This window comes from Roseivirga sp. AWQ4_251, assembly GCF_056158225.1.
In genome coordinates, this window is the sequence record NZ_JBSWSW010000001.1 from 2,892,240 (window position 1) to 2,906,611 (window position 14,372).

General features: G+C 39.4%; 17 protein-coding genes. 9 read left to right on the forward strand and 8 right to left on the reverse strand.

Annotation, left to right across the window (positions count from 1 at the left end; translation table 11 throughout):
- Nucleotide 1: 1 nt before the first annotated feature.
- From ACXACJ_RS12620 to rsmA, 7 genes are all read right to left on the reverse strand, one after another.
- Nucleotides 2-658 (reverse strand): lysostaphin resistance A-like protein, encoded by a 657-nt coding sequence (locus tag ACXACJ_RS12620; RefSeq protein WP_475134779.1) that lies wholly within the window; start codon nt 656-658, stop codon nt 2-4.
- A gap of 103 nt (nt 659-761) precedes the next feature.
- Nucleotides 762-1,307, reverse strand: coding sequence for a hypothetical protein (locus ACXACJ_RS12625; protein ID WP_475134780.1), 546 nt, complete (start codon nt 1,305-1,307; stop codon nt 762-764).
- 134 nt (nt 1,308-1,441) lie between these two features.
- On the reverse strand, nt 1,442-1,834 hold the full coding sequence (locus ACXACJ_RS12630) for an HIT family protein (protein ID WP_475134782.1): 393 nt from the start codon (nt 1,832-1,834) through the stop codon (nt 1,442-1,444).
- Nucleotides 1,835-1,838: 4 nt separating this feature from the next.
- Nucleotides 1,839-2,315: a transcription elongation factor GreA gene (greA, locus tag ACXACJ_RS12635; protein ID WP_475134784.1), complete on the reverse strand. Its 477-nt coding sequence runs from the start codon at nt 2,313-2,315 to the stop codon at nt 1,839-1,841.
- Nucleotides 2,316-2,509: 194 nt separating this feature from the next.
- A complete protein-coding gene (locus ACXACJ_RS12640) occupies nt 2,510-3,460 on the reverse strand; it encodes an NAD(P)-dependent oxidoreductase (protein WP_475134786.1) in 951 nt (316 codons plus the stop codon).
- 6 nt (nt 3,461-3,466) lie between these two features.
- The gene (gene mgtE / locus ACXACJ_RS12645; RefSeq protein ID WP_475134787.1) at nt 3,467-4,825 is read right to left on the reverse strand and encodes a magnesium transporter; all 1,359 of its coding nucleotides are present in this window, start codon (nt 4,823-4,825) and stop codon (nt 3,467-3,469) included.
- Nucleotides 4,810-5,592, reverse strand: coding sequence for a 16S rRNA (adenine(1518)-N(6)/adenine(1519)-N(6))-dimethyltransferase RsmA (rsmA, locus tag ACXACJ_RS12650; protein ID WP_475134788.1), 783 nt, complete (start codon nt 5,590-5,592; stop codon nt 4,810-4,812). The genes mgtE and rsmA overlap by 16 nt, the downstream gene beginning before the upstream one ends.
- A 147-nt stretch (nt 5,593-5,739) precedes the next feature.
- Between rsmA and pdxA the strand changes: the two genes are divergently transcribed.
- From pdxA to accC, 9 genes are all read left to right on the forward strand, one after another.
- A complete protein-coding gene (pdxA, locus tag ACXACJ_RS12655; RefSeq protein WP_475134789.1) occupies nt 5,740-6,762 on the forward strand; it encodes a 4-hydroxythreonine-4-phosphate dehydrogenase PdxA in 1,023 nt (340 codons plus the stop codon).
- A 68-nt stretch (nt 6,763-6,830) separates the two neighbouring features.
- Nucleotides 6,831-7,154, forward strand: coding sequence for a hypothetical protein (locus tag ACXACJ_RS12660; protein WP_475134791.1), 324 nt, complete (start codon nt 6,831-6,833; stop codon nt 7,152-7,154).
- An 80-nt stretch (nt 7,155-7,234) separates the two neighbouring features.
- On the forward strand, nt 7,235-8,878 hold the full coding sequence (locus ACXACJ_RS12665; RefSeq protein ID WP_475134792.1) for a SulP family inorganic anion transporter: 1,644 nt from the start codon (nt 7,235-7,237) through the stop codon (nt 8,876-8,878).
- A 188-nt stretch (nt 8,879-9,066) separates the two neighbouring features.
- Nucleotides 9,067-9,618: a YceD family protein gene (locus ACXACJ_RS12670; RefSeq protein WP_475134793.1), complete on the forward strand. Its 552-nt coding sequence runs from the start codon at nt 9,067-9,069 to the stop codon at nt 9,616-9,618.
- A gap of 24 nt (nt 9,619-9,642) precedes the next feature.
- On the forward strand, nt 9,643-9,834 hold the full coding sequence (gene rpmF / locus ACXACJ_RS12675; protein WP_475134794.1) for a 50S ribosomal protein L32: 192 nt from the start codon (nt 9,643-9,645) through the stop codon (nt 9,832-9,834).
- Between the two features lie 189 nt (nt 9,835-10,023).
- Nucleotides 10,024-11,022, forward strand: coding sequence for a beta-ketoacyl-ACP synthase III (locus tag ACXACJ_RS12680; protein ID WP_475134796.1), 999 nt, complete (start codon nt 10,024-10,026; stop codon nt 11,020-11,022).
- 51 nt (nt 11,023-11,073) lie between these two features.
- Nucleotides 11,074-11,637, forward strand: coding sequence for an elongation factor P (gene efp, locus ACXACJ_RS12685; RefSeq protein ID WP_475134797.1), 564 nt, complete (start codon nt 11,074-11,076; stop codon nt 11,635-11,637).
- Between the two features lie 32 nt (nt 11,638-11,669).
- Nucleotides 11,670-12,140: an acetyl-CoA carboxylase biotin carboxyl carrier protein gene (gene accB / locus ACXACJ_RS12690; RefSeq protein ID WP_475134798.1), complete on the forward strand. Its 471-nt coding sequence runs from the start codon at nt 11,670-11,672 to the stop codon at nt 12,138-12,140.
- 58 nt (nt 12,141-12,198) lie between these two features.
- The gene (gene accC, locus ACXACJ_RS12695; RefSeq protein ID WP_475134799.1) at nt 12,199-13,545 is read left to right on the forward strand and encodes an acetyl-CoA carboxylase biotin carboxylase subunit; all 1,347 of its coding nucleotides are present in this window, start codon (nt 12,199-12,201) and stop codon (nt 13,543-13,545) included.
- Nucleotides 13,546-13,657: 112 nt separating this feature from the next.
- Here accC and ACXACJ_RS12700 read toward each other — a convergent pair whose 3' ends face one another.
- On the reverse strand, nt 13,658-14,227 hold the full coding sequence (locus ACXACJ_RS12700; RefSeq protein WP_475134801.1) for a DUF3109 family protein: 570 nt from the start codon (nt 14,225-14,227) through the stop codon (nt 13,658-13,660).
- Between the last annotated feature and the right edge of the window lie 145 nt (nt 14,228-14,372).

Consider the following 14,372-nt stretch of genomic DNA (forward strand, 5'->3'; position numbering starts at 1 on the left):
GTTACCCCAAAAGAGTTATTAAGGTATTATAAAAGAAATGACCTATAACTCCGTACCAAATTGTATTGTACTTGTGCCTATACCTTGCAAAAATAAACCCTAAAGGAATCAGCCAAATCAAGCTTATAAAGGTTAAGTGAATTAACCCAAAAGCTATGCTCGTAACCCATACGGCCGTTTTAGGAGAAGAAAGCCTTTCAATATTTTTAAAAAGAAATCCACGATATGCGATTTCTTCAAAAACAGCAGGATATACTCCCACCAATAATATTGAAGCCCATAAGCTCCAATTCTCCAAGCCATCTTCTACATAAAGATCAAAAATATTGGTGTTCAAAAAATTAGCAACAAAGTTGACCGCAAAAGCAGCCACAGTTAAAATCCCCAAGAGACCTAACAATCTCAATAATTTGACTTCTTTGAAAGAAAAAGGAATAGATGAAAAGCCGTTATACAACAAAAATGAAATGTCTATAACCGTAAATATTATCAAGAGCATAAAATAGCTCCCATCGTCATCAGGAAAAACTCCTGAAAACTTATAAAAAGCCAGCAGCCCGATGTTAATTAAACTATAGATAAAAAAGGAAAGGAAATCAGGACTATTTGTGACCTTCTCTCCACTATTCACATAGTAATCTTTTATTCCTTTCTTCAACCCACAGCTTGGGCAAAATTTAAAATCATTAAAAAATTCAGAGTGACATTCAGAGCACTTTACCCTTGGGCCGTACTCTTCATAGATTTCTACCTCAGTTTGATCATGCATCCTTAAATCCCAGATCTTCCAATTCCTTCATTACTTTTTTAGCCTCATTTCCAGAGTTAACTCCTTTAATCAGATATCCAATGATCAATATTTTCCAGATAATACCTTTGAAAATCGTTATTGGATCAATTACGGCATTCAGCAAAATAAGTGTGATGTATAAAATCAAAGCAGTTAAGAGAGCTGCAAATGGCTGTTTATCAGACCAAATCGCTAGACCGAAGTAAATAATAGAAATAATACAGAATGAAATGCCTCCCGCAAGATCTTCTGAAACAAACGTAAAAACAAGACCACCCAACATACAGAGAGACCCCAATACAATCAATGTAGTTTTGGCATTTTTAATCTCCTTCTTGATGATTTTATACAAACGCATTTTCGCATCTAATCTAGACTGAAATTTATCGCGCTGTTCAATAGTTCCATTTTCTGGATATCCACATTGACCACAAAAAACTTCTTCTGACTTTAGCTGTGCTGAACAATTCCTACAGGATGTTGAAATCGGCAACTCGGGGCTTAACAATTCTTCCACAATTATTTATTAAAAAATCTAAGGAAGATAATGCTATTTTTAAAAATACCAGATTATGCAAACTGTGTTTTTCTGTTGTTAGCAAATTTCAGTTGAATTATACAACAGCATTAACAAAATATTCAAAAAAAAGGCTAATAAACAGCCCTTATTTTCTCGGCTATTTCGGCAAGTTCCTCTTGATCGAGACTTAGTTTTGGGCGACTAAAATCAATATCAGAAACGTTGTGGAGAGGGATCAGATGAATGTGAACATGAGGCACTTCTAAGCCAATTACAGCCACTCCAACTCTTTTACAAGGCATGGCAGTTCCAACTGCTTTAGCTACTTTTTGGGCAAAAAGCTGCAAGCTTGAGTAAGTATCTTCATCCAAATCAAAAATGTAATCGACTTCCTGTTTAGGAACGCAAAGCGTATGGCCCTTTTTCAAAGGACTGATATCAAGGAATGCGATGTTGTTTTCATCCTCGGCTACAATATGGCCAGGAATTTCTCGATTAATGATTCGGGTGAAGATACTAGCCATAATATTACTCTAATGTGATATCTAAAACTTCAAACTCCATAGTACCTGCTGGAGCTTTTACTTCGGCAATTTCACCAATTTTCTTATTCAAAAGACCTTTCCCGATAGGAGATTCGTATGAAATTTTACCTGCTTTAAGGTCAGCTTCTTTCTCAGAAACTAAAGTATATTTTACTTCCATACCGTTTTTCACATTCTTGATTTTTACGGTAGAAAGGATAGAAACCTTTGACAGGTCTACGTTTTCGTCTTTCATTACGCGAGCGTTCCCTACAAGGCCTTCCAACTCAGCAATTCTCATCTCCATCAATCCTTGAGCATCTTTAGCAGCATCATATTCTGCATTCTCACTCAAGTCACCCTTATCGCGGGCTTCAGCAATTTGTTTGGCCATGTCTGATCTGCCCTTAGTCTTCAGATGTTGAAGTTCATCTTTCAATTTCTGCAAGCCTTCTTCAGTATAGTATGAAACTCCAGCCATATTTTTATTATTTAATTTTTAAAATCTATAGAAAACAAAGAACGGCTTCGAAAAGAAACCGTTGCCTAAAATACAAAATCGCCCGTTCAGGCGATAGTAAATGCAAATTTAAGTAAAATTTAGCTAGGCTCCTAAACCCCTTATGAACAGGCATAAAAGCCCAAACTTTTCGCTTTAAAGGAAATGAATTTGGTTTAACCCTCCCATTCAATTCGGTAATGAGAAGCGATTTTACCAACCAAAACTTCATTTATTCTTTTGTAAGAAGCAAAAGTCCATCCTGCCACATGAGGCGATAATACTACATTCTTTCTTGAGAAAAGGTTTTCAAAAATCGGCCTTTCTTTTTCTGTCAATTTATCAAATTTCTCCTTTTCAAGCACATCTAAAGCTGCCCCTAAAACTTTACCCTCATCCATCAAATCAAGTAAATCCTGAGTTGGAAGAATTTCGCCTCTGGCTGTATTCAGCAAATAAATATCCTTTTTGAACCTCTTGATGAATTCCTTATTTATCCAACCTTTGGTTTCGGGAGTCAATGGCACATGTAAACTTAGAATATCAGCCTTATCGAAAAGTTTTGCCAGACTTACCTCTTCTACTTTTTTAGTTCCGAAGCCCTTTTTAAACTTATCGTAAACCAAAATTCGGCAGTCGAAAGCACGCAATCTCTGAACAAACGCTTGCCCCATATAACCATAACCTATAATGCCAATAGTTTTGTCGCTCAGCTCAACACCTCGGTTACCCTCTCTATCCCAAATCCATTCTCGAACCTCCCTATCGGCCTTGTTCAAGTGATTCAACAAAGAAAGCAGCGAACCCATGGCATGTTCTGCCAAAGCATCTCTATTTCCTTCGGGAGCATTTAGAATTTCGATACCGCGAGCCTCTACATATTCCACATCAATTTTATCGAGGCCTGCTCCCGCTCTACCAATAAATTCAAGCTGAGTGGCGGCATCAACCAATTCTTGGTCTACTTCAGTTTTACTTCGAATCAAAAGACCATGATAATCACCAATTATCTCCAGTAATTCTTCTCTAGAAATATTGGGCTGATAATTGGCTTCCATTCCAATTTGAGCAAGTGACTGCACAATGCTTTCGTGCATGTCGTCTATAATCAAACACTTTTTTTGCATGAATAATCAGAGTAATAAATTGGCGACAAACAGATAAACTGTAATGCCTAAAATGTCATTTGCGGTGGTGATAAAAGGCCCTGAAGCAACGGCAGGATTAATGCCAAATCTATGGAGAATTAATGGCGTTGCGGTGCCCATAAACGAAGCCAGTAAAATAACCGCCTGAAGTGCAACAGCTACAACCAAGCCCAGATAAGATTCAGCATATAGGTTTACAAACAGAAAGCTGATAAGCCCCAAAACAAGGCCTGTGCAAATGGCAACTACCACCATTTTCAAGAGCCTTTTGGCCAGTGTATCCGTAAATGCAGATTTATTGGCTAAACCTTGTACCACAATAGTAGAAGACTGAATCCCCACATTACCGCCTGTGGCCATAATTAGAGGGATAAACAGTGCTAGCCCCACCATGTTTTCCATTTCCTCTTCAAATCCTTTGATCACATAAGCTCCCACAATGCCTCCTATCAAACCAATGATAAGCCAAGGAAGTCTAGCTTTTAGGATTTGCCAAACGGTATCGTCTTCTTCTACATCTGAAGAAAGACCAGACATCAGCTGCATGTCTTCTTCAGCTTGGTCGGTAATTACATCAACAATATCATCGATGGTAATTCTCCCTACAAGTTTGCCCTGAAGATTGACAACTGGCACCACATCCAAATCGTATTTCTGCATGATATCGGCAACCTCTTCTTCATCTAAGTAGGTTTCTACCGAAATCACATCATCGTCAAAAATATCTTTGATTTGAGTATTATCATTGGCCAGCAGAATATCCTTAACCGAGACTTTCCCTAAGAGTTTGTGGCGATCGTCAACCACATACACAGAATAAATCCTGTCCACATTTTCGCGCTGCCTACGGATTTCCTCTATGGTTTGAACGATGTTCCAATTCAAATTGGCAACTATCATTTCCTTGGCCATCAAACCACCTGCGCAATCTTCATCGTAGCGCATCAGTTCTTGAATATGGGCAGCCGTATCGGGATCGGTAATTTCGGAAATAACCTCTTCCCTCGTTTTTACAGGAAGCTCATTGATGATATCCACCGCATCATCCGACTCCATTTCAGTAATGTAGTCAGCTACTTCTCTTGGCGTAAAATTCTCGAGAAATTTGGTTCTGGTATCTTCTTCAAGGTCTTCGATAATTTCGGCTCCCACCTCATTATCAAGCACATCGAGCACATATTTCGCATCAATACCTTCAACCTCGTCTAAAAGAGAAGAGATATCGGCCGGATTCACCCCTTCCATCGTCTCGCGGATAAAGCGGTCGTCCTTAGCTTCGATGGCCTTGATTAGGGCCTCTAAGTATTCTTTGGAAAGCTCAAATTCCTTTATGATTTCCGACACGATGATATCAGGTTTGTCAGTTCTACATACTGCTGAACAGAAAGTGTTTCGGCCCTTAAATCCAGTACTTTCTCATCCTTCAGCTCGTCTGGCAAATTTATCGGTTTTAGTGCGTTGCGCAATGTTTTCCTCCGCATTTGAAAGCCCGCTTTCACAATACTTCGAAATAAATTTTCATCGCAATCCAAACGCTCCACATTATTCCGTTTTAAGCGAATTACGGCACTATTTACTTTAGGCGGAGGATTGAAAACACCGGGTTTTACGGTAAATAAATATTCCAAATCATAATAAGCCTGAAGGAGCACGCTCAGAATGCCATAAGTTTTGTTTCCAGGAGGAGAAATCAACCGATCGGCCACTTCTTTCTGAATCATACAAACCACTTCGGGCACCTTATGTTTGAAGTCTAGAATCCTGAAAAATATCTGAGAAGAAATATTGTAAGGGAAGTTTCCCGCTACTGCAAAAGGACTATCAAACAAACTTTCCATATCGAGTTTCAGAAAGTCGCCATCAATGATGCGATCTTCCAAAGCAGGATAATGCTGCTTTAAATAAGCCACTGATTCTTTATCTATTTCTATTACTGAAGTTTGAAAATCTTGCTGTAAAAGAAACTGAGTTAAAACGCCCATTCCTGGGCCAATTTCCAAAACTTCAGTATATCCATTATGCCCCGAGAGCCCATCTGCAATACGTTTTGCGATGTTCAAATCGGTTAGAAAATGTTGACCAAGATGTTTTTTGGGCCTTACAGATGACATGGAACTTGTTCTAGAAAAAACGTTAATTTGCAGAAAATTGAAAATAGAAGCGAGACACTGAAATTGAATTTCGACCCAATTCCATTTTCAACCCCAAACCTACTTTAACTTTTTTTAAAGATCGCAAAAGCAGGAAATTCTTTGAGCATGAACAGACACCAGGAAGAAGAAAACATTAAGAAACCCGTAATCGGAATCACCATAGGCGACCCCAATGGAATTGGGCCAGAAGTTATCATTAAAACTGTAATTGAGCAGAAATTATATGATTATGCCACTTTGGTTTTATACGGTCATGGTAAGACTTTTTCTCACTACAAGAAAATTCTGGACATCAACAATTTTGTATTCTATCAATACAAAGATGGCGATCATTTTAACGACAGAAAGCCAAACGTAATCAACTGTTGGGACGATGATTTTGAGGTAAATCCTGGAGAAGAAAACGAACAAGGCGGAAAATGCGCGTTAGCGGCTTTGCAACGCGCAGTAGAAGATTTAAAATCAGGCCTGATTGACGGTGTGGTGACTGGCCCGATTAGCAAACACAATATTCAAAGCGAGGAATTTCAGTTCCCTGGTCACACTGAATTTTTCACCGAAACCTTCGGAGCCAAGGAAAGCCTGATGTTCTTATGCAATGAAAACCTAAAAATTGGTGTTGCAACGGGGCACATTCCTTTAAACAAAATTTCAGAAGAGCTAACCCAAGAAAAGCTAAAGCAAAAAATAGAGCTGATGTTAGGCTCATTGAAGAAAGACTTTGCCATTAGTAAACCAAAAGTGGCAGTTTTAGGGCTTAACCCACATGCTGGCGAAGATGGACTTTTGGGCTCTGAAGAAATTGAAGTGATAAAACCCGTATTGAACGAGTTCAAAGAGAAAGGTCAATTGGTGTTTGGCCCCTACCCTGCCGATGGTTTTTTTGGCAACAACTCATTCATGAAATTTGATGGAATTTTGGCCATGTACCACGATCAAGGTTTGGTTCCGTTCAAAACTTTGGCCTTTGAAGACGGTGTCAATTTTACGGCTGGCCTTTCTATTGTCAGAACTTCACCCGACCATGGAACGGCATTCAACATAGCCGGCAAAAACATTGCAAACCATTCGAGCTTGCGTTCGGCCCTTTACATGGCCATGGATGTAATTAAAAATAGAATAGGGTAAGTAGATTTATGACTTGCTGAAAACCAGCAACTTTCGTAAATTAATACAGAAACTCCCCTAAGGCCCTGATGATTTTGAAGAACTCTTATGCTCAACGACTAAAACACACGATAGCAATATACTTGCTCATGGTGTTTGTTTGTGCATTTGTGATAGAGCACTTCGGAAGACAGCTCTGGGACGATACTCAATCTGAACTTGTTGATTTTGAACAAGAAAGCGATGAAGAAGAATCTTCAGACGACCTTGAAGAGTTTAGCGATGATTTCATAGCCAGCTCATACGAAATTAGTTGGTTTAGTTCACAATCATTTTTTTCATACTTCTATAAAGAAAACGTGCAATCGAGCATTTCTAAAGAAGTAGTAAGCCCACCACCGGAAAAGGCTTAATTACCACACTTCACTTATCATTTCCTTTTCCTAAAACATACTCTGATTCTTCAATGGTATCAGAGCTTTATTCATTTATCATGAAATCTGAATTATTCAAACATCTTAATAAAGATGCGCCTGCTGGCTTAGTCGTTTTTTTGGTAGCCGTCCCTCTTTGCTTAGGCATTGCCTTGGCATCTGGAGCGCCACTTTTTTCAGGCATTATTGCCGGCATGGTTGGCGGCATTGTCGTTACTGCTTTTAGCGGCTCAAGTCTTGGGGTTTCTGGGCCTGCTGCCGGATTGGCTGTCATTGTATTAAGCGCTATCAACGAACTAGGTGCTTTCGAAATATTTTTAGTTGCCGTAATTATTGGCGGAGCTTTGCAAATTCTACTAGGAATCGCTCGCGCAGGAATCATCGGCTATTATTTCCCTTCTTCAGTGATCAAAGGAATGCTTTCTGCCATTGGTATCATTATTTTTCTAAAGCAAATCCCACATGCTTTTGGTTATGACCGCGATTATGAAGGAGATCTCGATTTCAGTCAGGCTGATGGAGAAAACACATTTACCGAACTATCCAATATGCTGGATTATGTATCTCCTGGCGCAATGACAATAGCGGCCATTTCTCTAGCCATTCTTATTTTGTGGGAACAGAAGTTCATCAAAAAAGTCAGGCTGTTCCAAATTATTCAAGGCCCACTGGTAGTGGTTGCCACAGGCATTATTTTAGGAGGTGCTTTTGAAGGCACTTCTCTTTCCATAGATCCCGAACACATGGTTTCCATTCCTGTACCCGAAAACTTAATGGGCTTTTTTGGTCAATTTACACTTCCTGATTTTTCTGCCATCACCAACCCTCAAGTTTGGGTTATTGGATTTACCATTGCAATAGTAGCTAGTTTGGAAACATTGCTTTGTGTAGAAGCAACTGACAAACTTGATCCTGAAAAAAGAGTAACGCCCACAAATCGCGAGCTAAGAGCGCAAGGAATTGGCAACATGGTTTCTGGCCTTATTGGCGGATTGCCAGTCACTCAGGTTATTGTTAGAAGTTCAGCCAACATTCAATCGGGAGGAAAAACTAAAACCTCTGCCCTTATTCATGGCATTTTAATCTTAACCTCAGCCATGCTTATTCCTGACATCCTGAATATGATTCCCTTGGCAAGCCTAGCCGCCATTCTTTTTATAGTAGGTTATAAATTGGCAAAACCTGCCATTTTTATTCAAACCTACAAGCAAGGATGGTTGCAATTTATTCCCTTTGTAGTCACCGTATTTGCAATTGTGTTTACAGATCTACTGGTGGGAATCGGCATTGGTCTTTGCGTAGCCATTTTCTTTATTCTGTTAAAGAACTACAAAAGTCCTTATGTGTTAAAAACTACTAAAGATGCAGACGACAAGCATTTTCGAGTTATCCTTTCAGAAAATGTCACATTTTTGAACAAGGCTCCAATTCTTAAAGAATTGAACAGCATGCCTTCTAACAGTCAGGTATTGATTGATGCAACCAAAACGGTTCATATTGAATACGATGTATTAGAAATCTTACACGACTTTAAGGAGGCGGCTAAGCATAAGAACATAAAACTGAACTTTATCTTCTTAGAACAGCTTAATTTAAAAGGGTACAAAGATTCCCTTTCAGAGTTGGCGCTAAAAGCTGAGCAAATAGCCCAACTACCTAAAGACAGTCAGTTGAAGATTGTAGATTCATCTTCAACTCAATAATTAAGAAGTAGAGCGATTAATTATTCATGTAAAGCAGCCCTGATTTTGGGCTGCTTTTTTACATTCAGCCACTTGCGCAAACCATCATAAAAAGAAAGTAGATTTTTTCTATATCAAATTCACGCACACCCTTTTACGAATTCATTGAATTTTCATACCTTTGCAGTCCTGAATTTGAGAAGGGAGAATTGAAACCACTCAGACGATATGAAATTCAAATCTTTAAGCTTAGCAATGGGCTGCATGATTTTGAATTCGATTTAGATGAGAAGTTCTTTGAGTTGTTTGAAAATGAGATTGTTAGTAAGGGAAACCTTAAAGCTAAAGTCTTATTGAACAAGTCCGAAACAATGATTCAGACTGAATTCCATATCGATGGCACTGTAGAGCTACAATGCGACAGAAGTCTCGATTTGTTCGATTTTCCAATTCATTTGGAAAAAGACTACATCTACAAATTAGGAGATGAATGGAATGAGCTTTCTGATGAAGTAATGGTTATACCACGTGATAGTCAAAAACTGAATGTGGCCTCCATTATGTTTGAATTTATTGGATTGGAAATCCCTATGAAAAAACTTCATCCACGTTTTGCTGATGATGAAGATCAAGATGACGAAGAAGAAGTGATTATGATCTATTCTTCAGAAGAAGATGAAGACGAGAATCAGAAGCAGGACGATGAAGAAGCTGTTGACCCTAGGTGGGCAGCATTAAAGAATTTGAAAAATAAAGAATAGCATAAGCTATAAAATTGTAGAAAAATGGCGCATCCTAAGAGAAAAACCTCCAGAACCAGAAGAGACAAAGGTAGAACTCACAAGAAATTGAGTGCAAAATCATTGGTAGTTTGCCCAACCACAGGCGAAATGCACATGCCACACAGAGCTTTCTGGCATGAAGGTAAACTTTACTACAAAGGTAAAGTTGTAATGGAAAAAGAAGTTTTAGCCTAAGATTACATAAGGCAATTGAAATACTTGCTCCTGAATGCGGATTCAGGAGCAATATTTATTTATAGACACTCCATTCCGAACACGGTTCAGAGTTTAGTGAAATCTATAATTTGAATCTCATTGACTTAGCCTTATATTGGCGCATTATTTAGAAGTGGAGTTGCGTAAACTTCATCTAAAACGTATTTAATGACTAAAATCAGAGCTAAAATTTCGGGCATAAATGGCTGGGTACCAGATTATGTACTCACCAACAAAGAACTCGAAACCATAGTAGACACTACAGACGAGTGGATTACCACCAGAACGGGTATTAAAGAAAGAAGGATACTCAAAGGCGCAGGTCAAGGAACATCGGTAATAGGCATTGAAGCCGTTAAGGGTTTGTTAGAAAAAACCAACACCGACCCATCTGAAATAGACCTACTCATTTGCGCCACCACCACCCCAGACATGCTTTTTCCGGCCACGGCCAATATTATATCAGATGCTATTGGAGCTAAAAACGCCTTCAGCTATGATTTACAAGCAGCTTGTTCTGGGTTTCTTTATGCCTTGACTACAGGAAGCCAGTTCATTGAAACTGGAAAATATAAAAAGGTAGTAGTAGTTGGAGCCGACAAAATGTCGTCCATTATTGATTACCAAGACCGAACCACTTGCATCATCTTTGGCGATGGCGGAGGAGCCGTTTTACTAGAACCTACAGAAGAAGAAGTTGGTATTATGGATACCATCCTGAGATCTGACGGTTCAGGAGCCCAGCATTTACATATGAAAGCGGGCGGAAGTAGAAAACCAGCATCTCACGAATCTATCGACAACAGAGAGCATTACGTTTACCAAGAAGGATCTGCAGTTTTCAAATTTGCCGTAACCAATATGGCAGATGTTTCAGCAGAAATCATGGAGAAAAACCAATTGACTGGTGAAGACGTAAGTTGGCTTGTACCTCATCAGGCCAACAAAAGAATTATTGATGCCACAGCCCGAAGAATGGAAATTGGTGAAGACAAGGTGATGTTGAACATCCATCGCTATGGAAACACCACCAGTGGAACTATTCCTCTTTGTCTTTGGGATTACGAAAAACAACTTAAAAAAGGTGACAACCTCATTCTTGCCGCCTTCGGTGGTGGTTTCACTTGGGGAGCCGTTTACCTTAAATGGGCATACGACCCATCGTAAAAATCTTTAGGCACATTCTTGATTATTTGTAACTTAGTTTGAAATAAACCTATGGCAAGTACAGCAGATTTTAAAAATGGTCTAGTGATAGAATACAACAACGACTTGTATGCCATCACTGAATTCCAGCATGTTAAGCCTGGAAAAGGACCTGCTTTTGTAAGAACCAAACTCAAAAGCCTTAGAACAGGAAAAGTTTTGGACAATACTTTTTCTTCAGGCCACAAAGTAGTAACCGCCAGAGTAGAAAAAAGACCTCACCAATTCTTATATAAAGATGATTTGGGCTACCACTTTATGAACGCTGAAACTTTTGAGCAAGTAGGCGTTCAGGAAGAATTGATCAACGCCCCGCATTTGATGAAAGACGGCCAAGAAGTTGACATCATGTTTCATGCTGAAACTGAATCGGTACTTACGGTTGAACTTCCTGCATATGTAGAATTGGTAGTAACTTATACCGAACCTGGTATTAAAGGCGACACCGCCACAAACGCATCTAAACCCGCTACCTTGGAAACCGGAGCTGAAATTCAAGTTCCTTTATTCATTAACCAAGACGACAAAATTAAAGTAGACACCAGAACCAACTCTTACGGAGAGCGCGTAAAATAGAGCTCAAACCAAGGAGGAAAAAACACAACCTTATGAACCCGAAAGAAATTAAAAACATGATCGACTTCATTGCCAAATCTGGTTTGGCTGAAGTCAATATTGAAACTGAAGAGTTCAAGATTAAAGTCAAAAGAGACATTGAAGGTAAAATTGTTGCGAGCCCAGCCGTAGCAGCACCTGTTCAACAAGCAGCACCTGCACCTGCAGCCGCTCCAGCTCCTGCAGAAGCACCTAAAGCAGCTGCTCAAGACGACACCAGCAAGTACATCGAAATCAAATCTCCTATGATTGGTACTTTCTACCGTTCTCCTAAACCAGAAGATGCTTCTTTTGTAAATGTAGGAGACAAAGTTTCAGTAGGAGATAAAGTTTGTATCGTAGAAGCCATGAAGCTTTTCAACGAAATCGAGTTTGAAGTTTCAGGAACAATCGTAAAAGTGTTAATTGAAAACGCTTCTCCAGTAGAATACGACCAACCGCTGTTCCTTGTAGATCCAGCATAATTGAAATTAGGGGGTGTTTAGCTCCCTTTTTATTTCTCAATCCTCAAAATCGATTGCAGTGTTTAAAAAGATACTCATAGCCAACCGTGGCGAGATTGCCCTACGCATTATAAGAACTTGTAAAGAAATGGGCATTAAAACCGTGGCAGTTTATTCCACGGCCGATAAAGACAGTTTGCACGTACGTTTTGCAGATGAGGCAGTAAACATTGGCCCTGCTCCTTCTAAAGATTCGTACCTTAAAATTCCGCACATTATTTCTGCTGCGGAAATCACAAATGCCGATGCCATTCACCCTGGCTATGGCTTCCTTTCTGAAAACGCTGAGTTTTCAAGAGTTTGTGAAGAATACAACATTAAATTCATTGGTGCTAGCCCCGACATGATCGATAAAATGGGCGATAAGGCTACCGCTAAAGACACCATGAAAAAAGCTGGCGTTCCAACCATTCCTGGTTCTGATGGCCTACTTGATTCTGTTGAACAAGGATTAAAAATCGCCAACGAAATTAAATACCCAGTTATTCTTAAGGCAACCGCTGGTGGTGGTGGCCGCGGAATGAGAATCGTGAAAAACGATGGCGAATTCCAAAAAGCTTGGGACGATGCCAGAATGGAGTCCGCTGCTGCTTTCGGAAATGACGGCTTATACCTTGAGAAGTTCGTAGAAGAACCACGTCACGTAGAAATACAGGTAGTAGGCGACAGCACAGGTAGAGCTTGCCACCTTTCAGAGCGTGATTGTTCCATCCAAAGAAGACACCAAAAGCTTGTTGAAGAAACCCCTTCTCCAATTCTTTCTCAAGAACTAAGAGAGAAAATGGGAGCTGCAGCCGTTAAAGCCGCTGAAGCTATTGCTTATGAAGGCGCAGGAACAGTTGAATTCTTGGTAGACAAGCATGGAGATTTCTTCTTCATGGAAATGAACACTAGGATTCAGGTAGAACACCCGATTACGGAAGAAGTAACTGATTTCGACTTGATCAAAGAACAAATCAAAGTTGCTGCTGGCGAGCCAATTTCGGGCAAAAACTACTTCCCTAAATTATATTCTATGGAGTGTAGAATTAATGCAGAAGACCCTGCAAATGGCTTTAGACCAAGCCCTGGAAAAATCACCAATTTACACCTACCTGGTGGTCATGGTGTAAGAATTGATAGCCATGTTTACGCTGGCTATAGCATTCCGCCAAATTACGATTCAATGATTGCTAAGCTAATTGTTACAGCTCAATCGAGAGAAGAAGTTTTGGTAAGAATGAAAAGGGCTTTGGAAGAATTTGTGATTGAAGGAATTAAAACCACAATTCCTTTCCATATCAAATTGATGGATGATGAAACCTTCAAATCAGGTCACTTCACAACAAAGTTCTTAGAAACATTTGATTTCTCTGTATTGAAATAAACAGCCTGCTGTTATTGATATTGAAAGCCTCCTTGCGAGGCTTTTTTTGTTTTCAACCAGAAAGCTCAACTACTAACATGAATAGACCAGACTGGAAGAAAGAAGATTAACCTTAAGAATCAGATGATTCTATTTCATTGCAAAGCTCTTGATACCAAGCTTCACCGTATTTTCTGATCAAAGCATCTTTGAGGAACTTATACACTGGCACGCCTAATTTTTCACCTAACGTACAAGCAGCGGAACAAATAGACCAACGATCGTAATTTAAGGCTTCGTAATGATCGTATTTCGTGATTCTAATCGGATATAACTCACATGAAATCGGCTTTTTGAAGGTCGTTTTGCCATCTCGGTAAGCCTGTTCAATTCCGCATTTTAGAATTCCTTTTTCATCATAAAGCGCAAAAGCACACTCTCTATTCCCAATAGTGGTGGTTGAATAGTCTCCTTCAAAATCTTTAATATAAAGACCTTCCTTTTCAATAGCTTTTAAGCCTTCTTCGCTCAAATAAGGCTTGACAGCTTCAAAAGCATCTTCCAATTCTTTGAGTTCATGATCTTCCAGAGGAGCACCCAGGTCGCCTTCCACACAACAAGCCCCTTTGCATGCATCCAAATCACAAACAAAGAACTGCTCTTTTATATCGTCACTTATTACCGCGTTTTCTACTAGAATCATAACTCAGATACTGTTAACTATAATTGCTGTCGGCATGTATCTTCTTACAGAAATGAAAATAAACCCTTGCCCCGTTCACAATTGCTGATTACAAAGGTATGATTTTGAATAAACTTGAATTGGCTCTTTAACTCCTTTTTTAAAA

Bases quoted from the DNA above. Each gene is read 5' to 3' on its own strand.
- ACXACJ_RS12660 (WP_475134791.1), top strand. From the start codon at position 6,831: ATGATTTTGAAGAACTCTTATGCTCAACGACTAAAACACACGATAGCA.
- ACXACJ_RS12700 (WP_475134801.1), bottom strand. From the start codon at position 14,227: ATGATTCTAGTAGAAAACGCGGTAATAAGTGACGATATAAAAGAGCAG.
- ACXACJ_RS12665 (WP_475134792.1), top strand. From the start codon at position 7,235: ATGAAATCTGAATTATTCAAACATCTTAATAAAGATGCGCCTGCTGGC.
- ACXACJ_RS12630 (WP_475134782.1), bottom strand. From the start codon at position 1,834: ATGGCTAGTATCTTCACCCGAATCATTAATCGAGAAATTCCTGGCCAT.
- rpmF (WP_475134794.1), top strand. From the start codon at position 9,643: ATGGCGCATCCTAAGAGAAAAACCTCCAGAACCAGAAGAGACAAAGGT.
- greA (WP_475134784.1), bottom strand. From the start codon at position 2,315: ATGGCTGGAGTTTCATACTATACTGAAGAAGGCTTGCAGAAATTGAAA.
- efp (WP_475134797.1), top strand. From the start codon at position 11,074: ATGGCAAGTACAGCAGATTTTAAAAATGGTCTAGTGATAGAATACAAC.
- ACXACJ_RS12640 (WP_475134786.1), bottom strand. From the start codon at position 3,460: ATGCAAAAAAAGTGTTTGATTATAGACGACATGCACGAAAGCATTGTG.
- accB (WP_475134798.1), top strand. From the start codon at position 11,670: ATGAACCCGAAAGAAATTAAAAACATGATCGACTTCATTGCCAAATCT.
- ACXACJ_RS12680 (WP_475134796.1), top strand. From the start codon at position 10,024: ATGACTAAAATCAGAGCTAAAATTTCGGGCATAAATGGCTGGGTACCA.
- rsmA (WP_475134788.1), bottom strand. From the start codon at position 5,592: ATGTCATCTGTAAGGCCCAAAAAACATCTTGGTCAACATTTTCTAACC.
- pdxA (WP_475134789.1), top strand. From the start codon at position 5,740: ATGAACAGACACCAGGAAGAAGAAAACATTAAGAAACCCGTAATCGGA.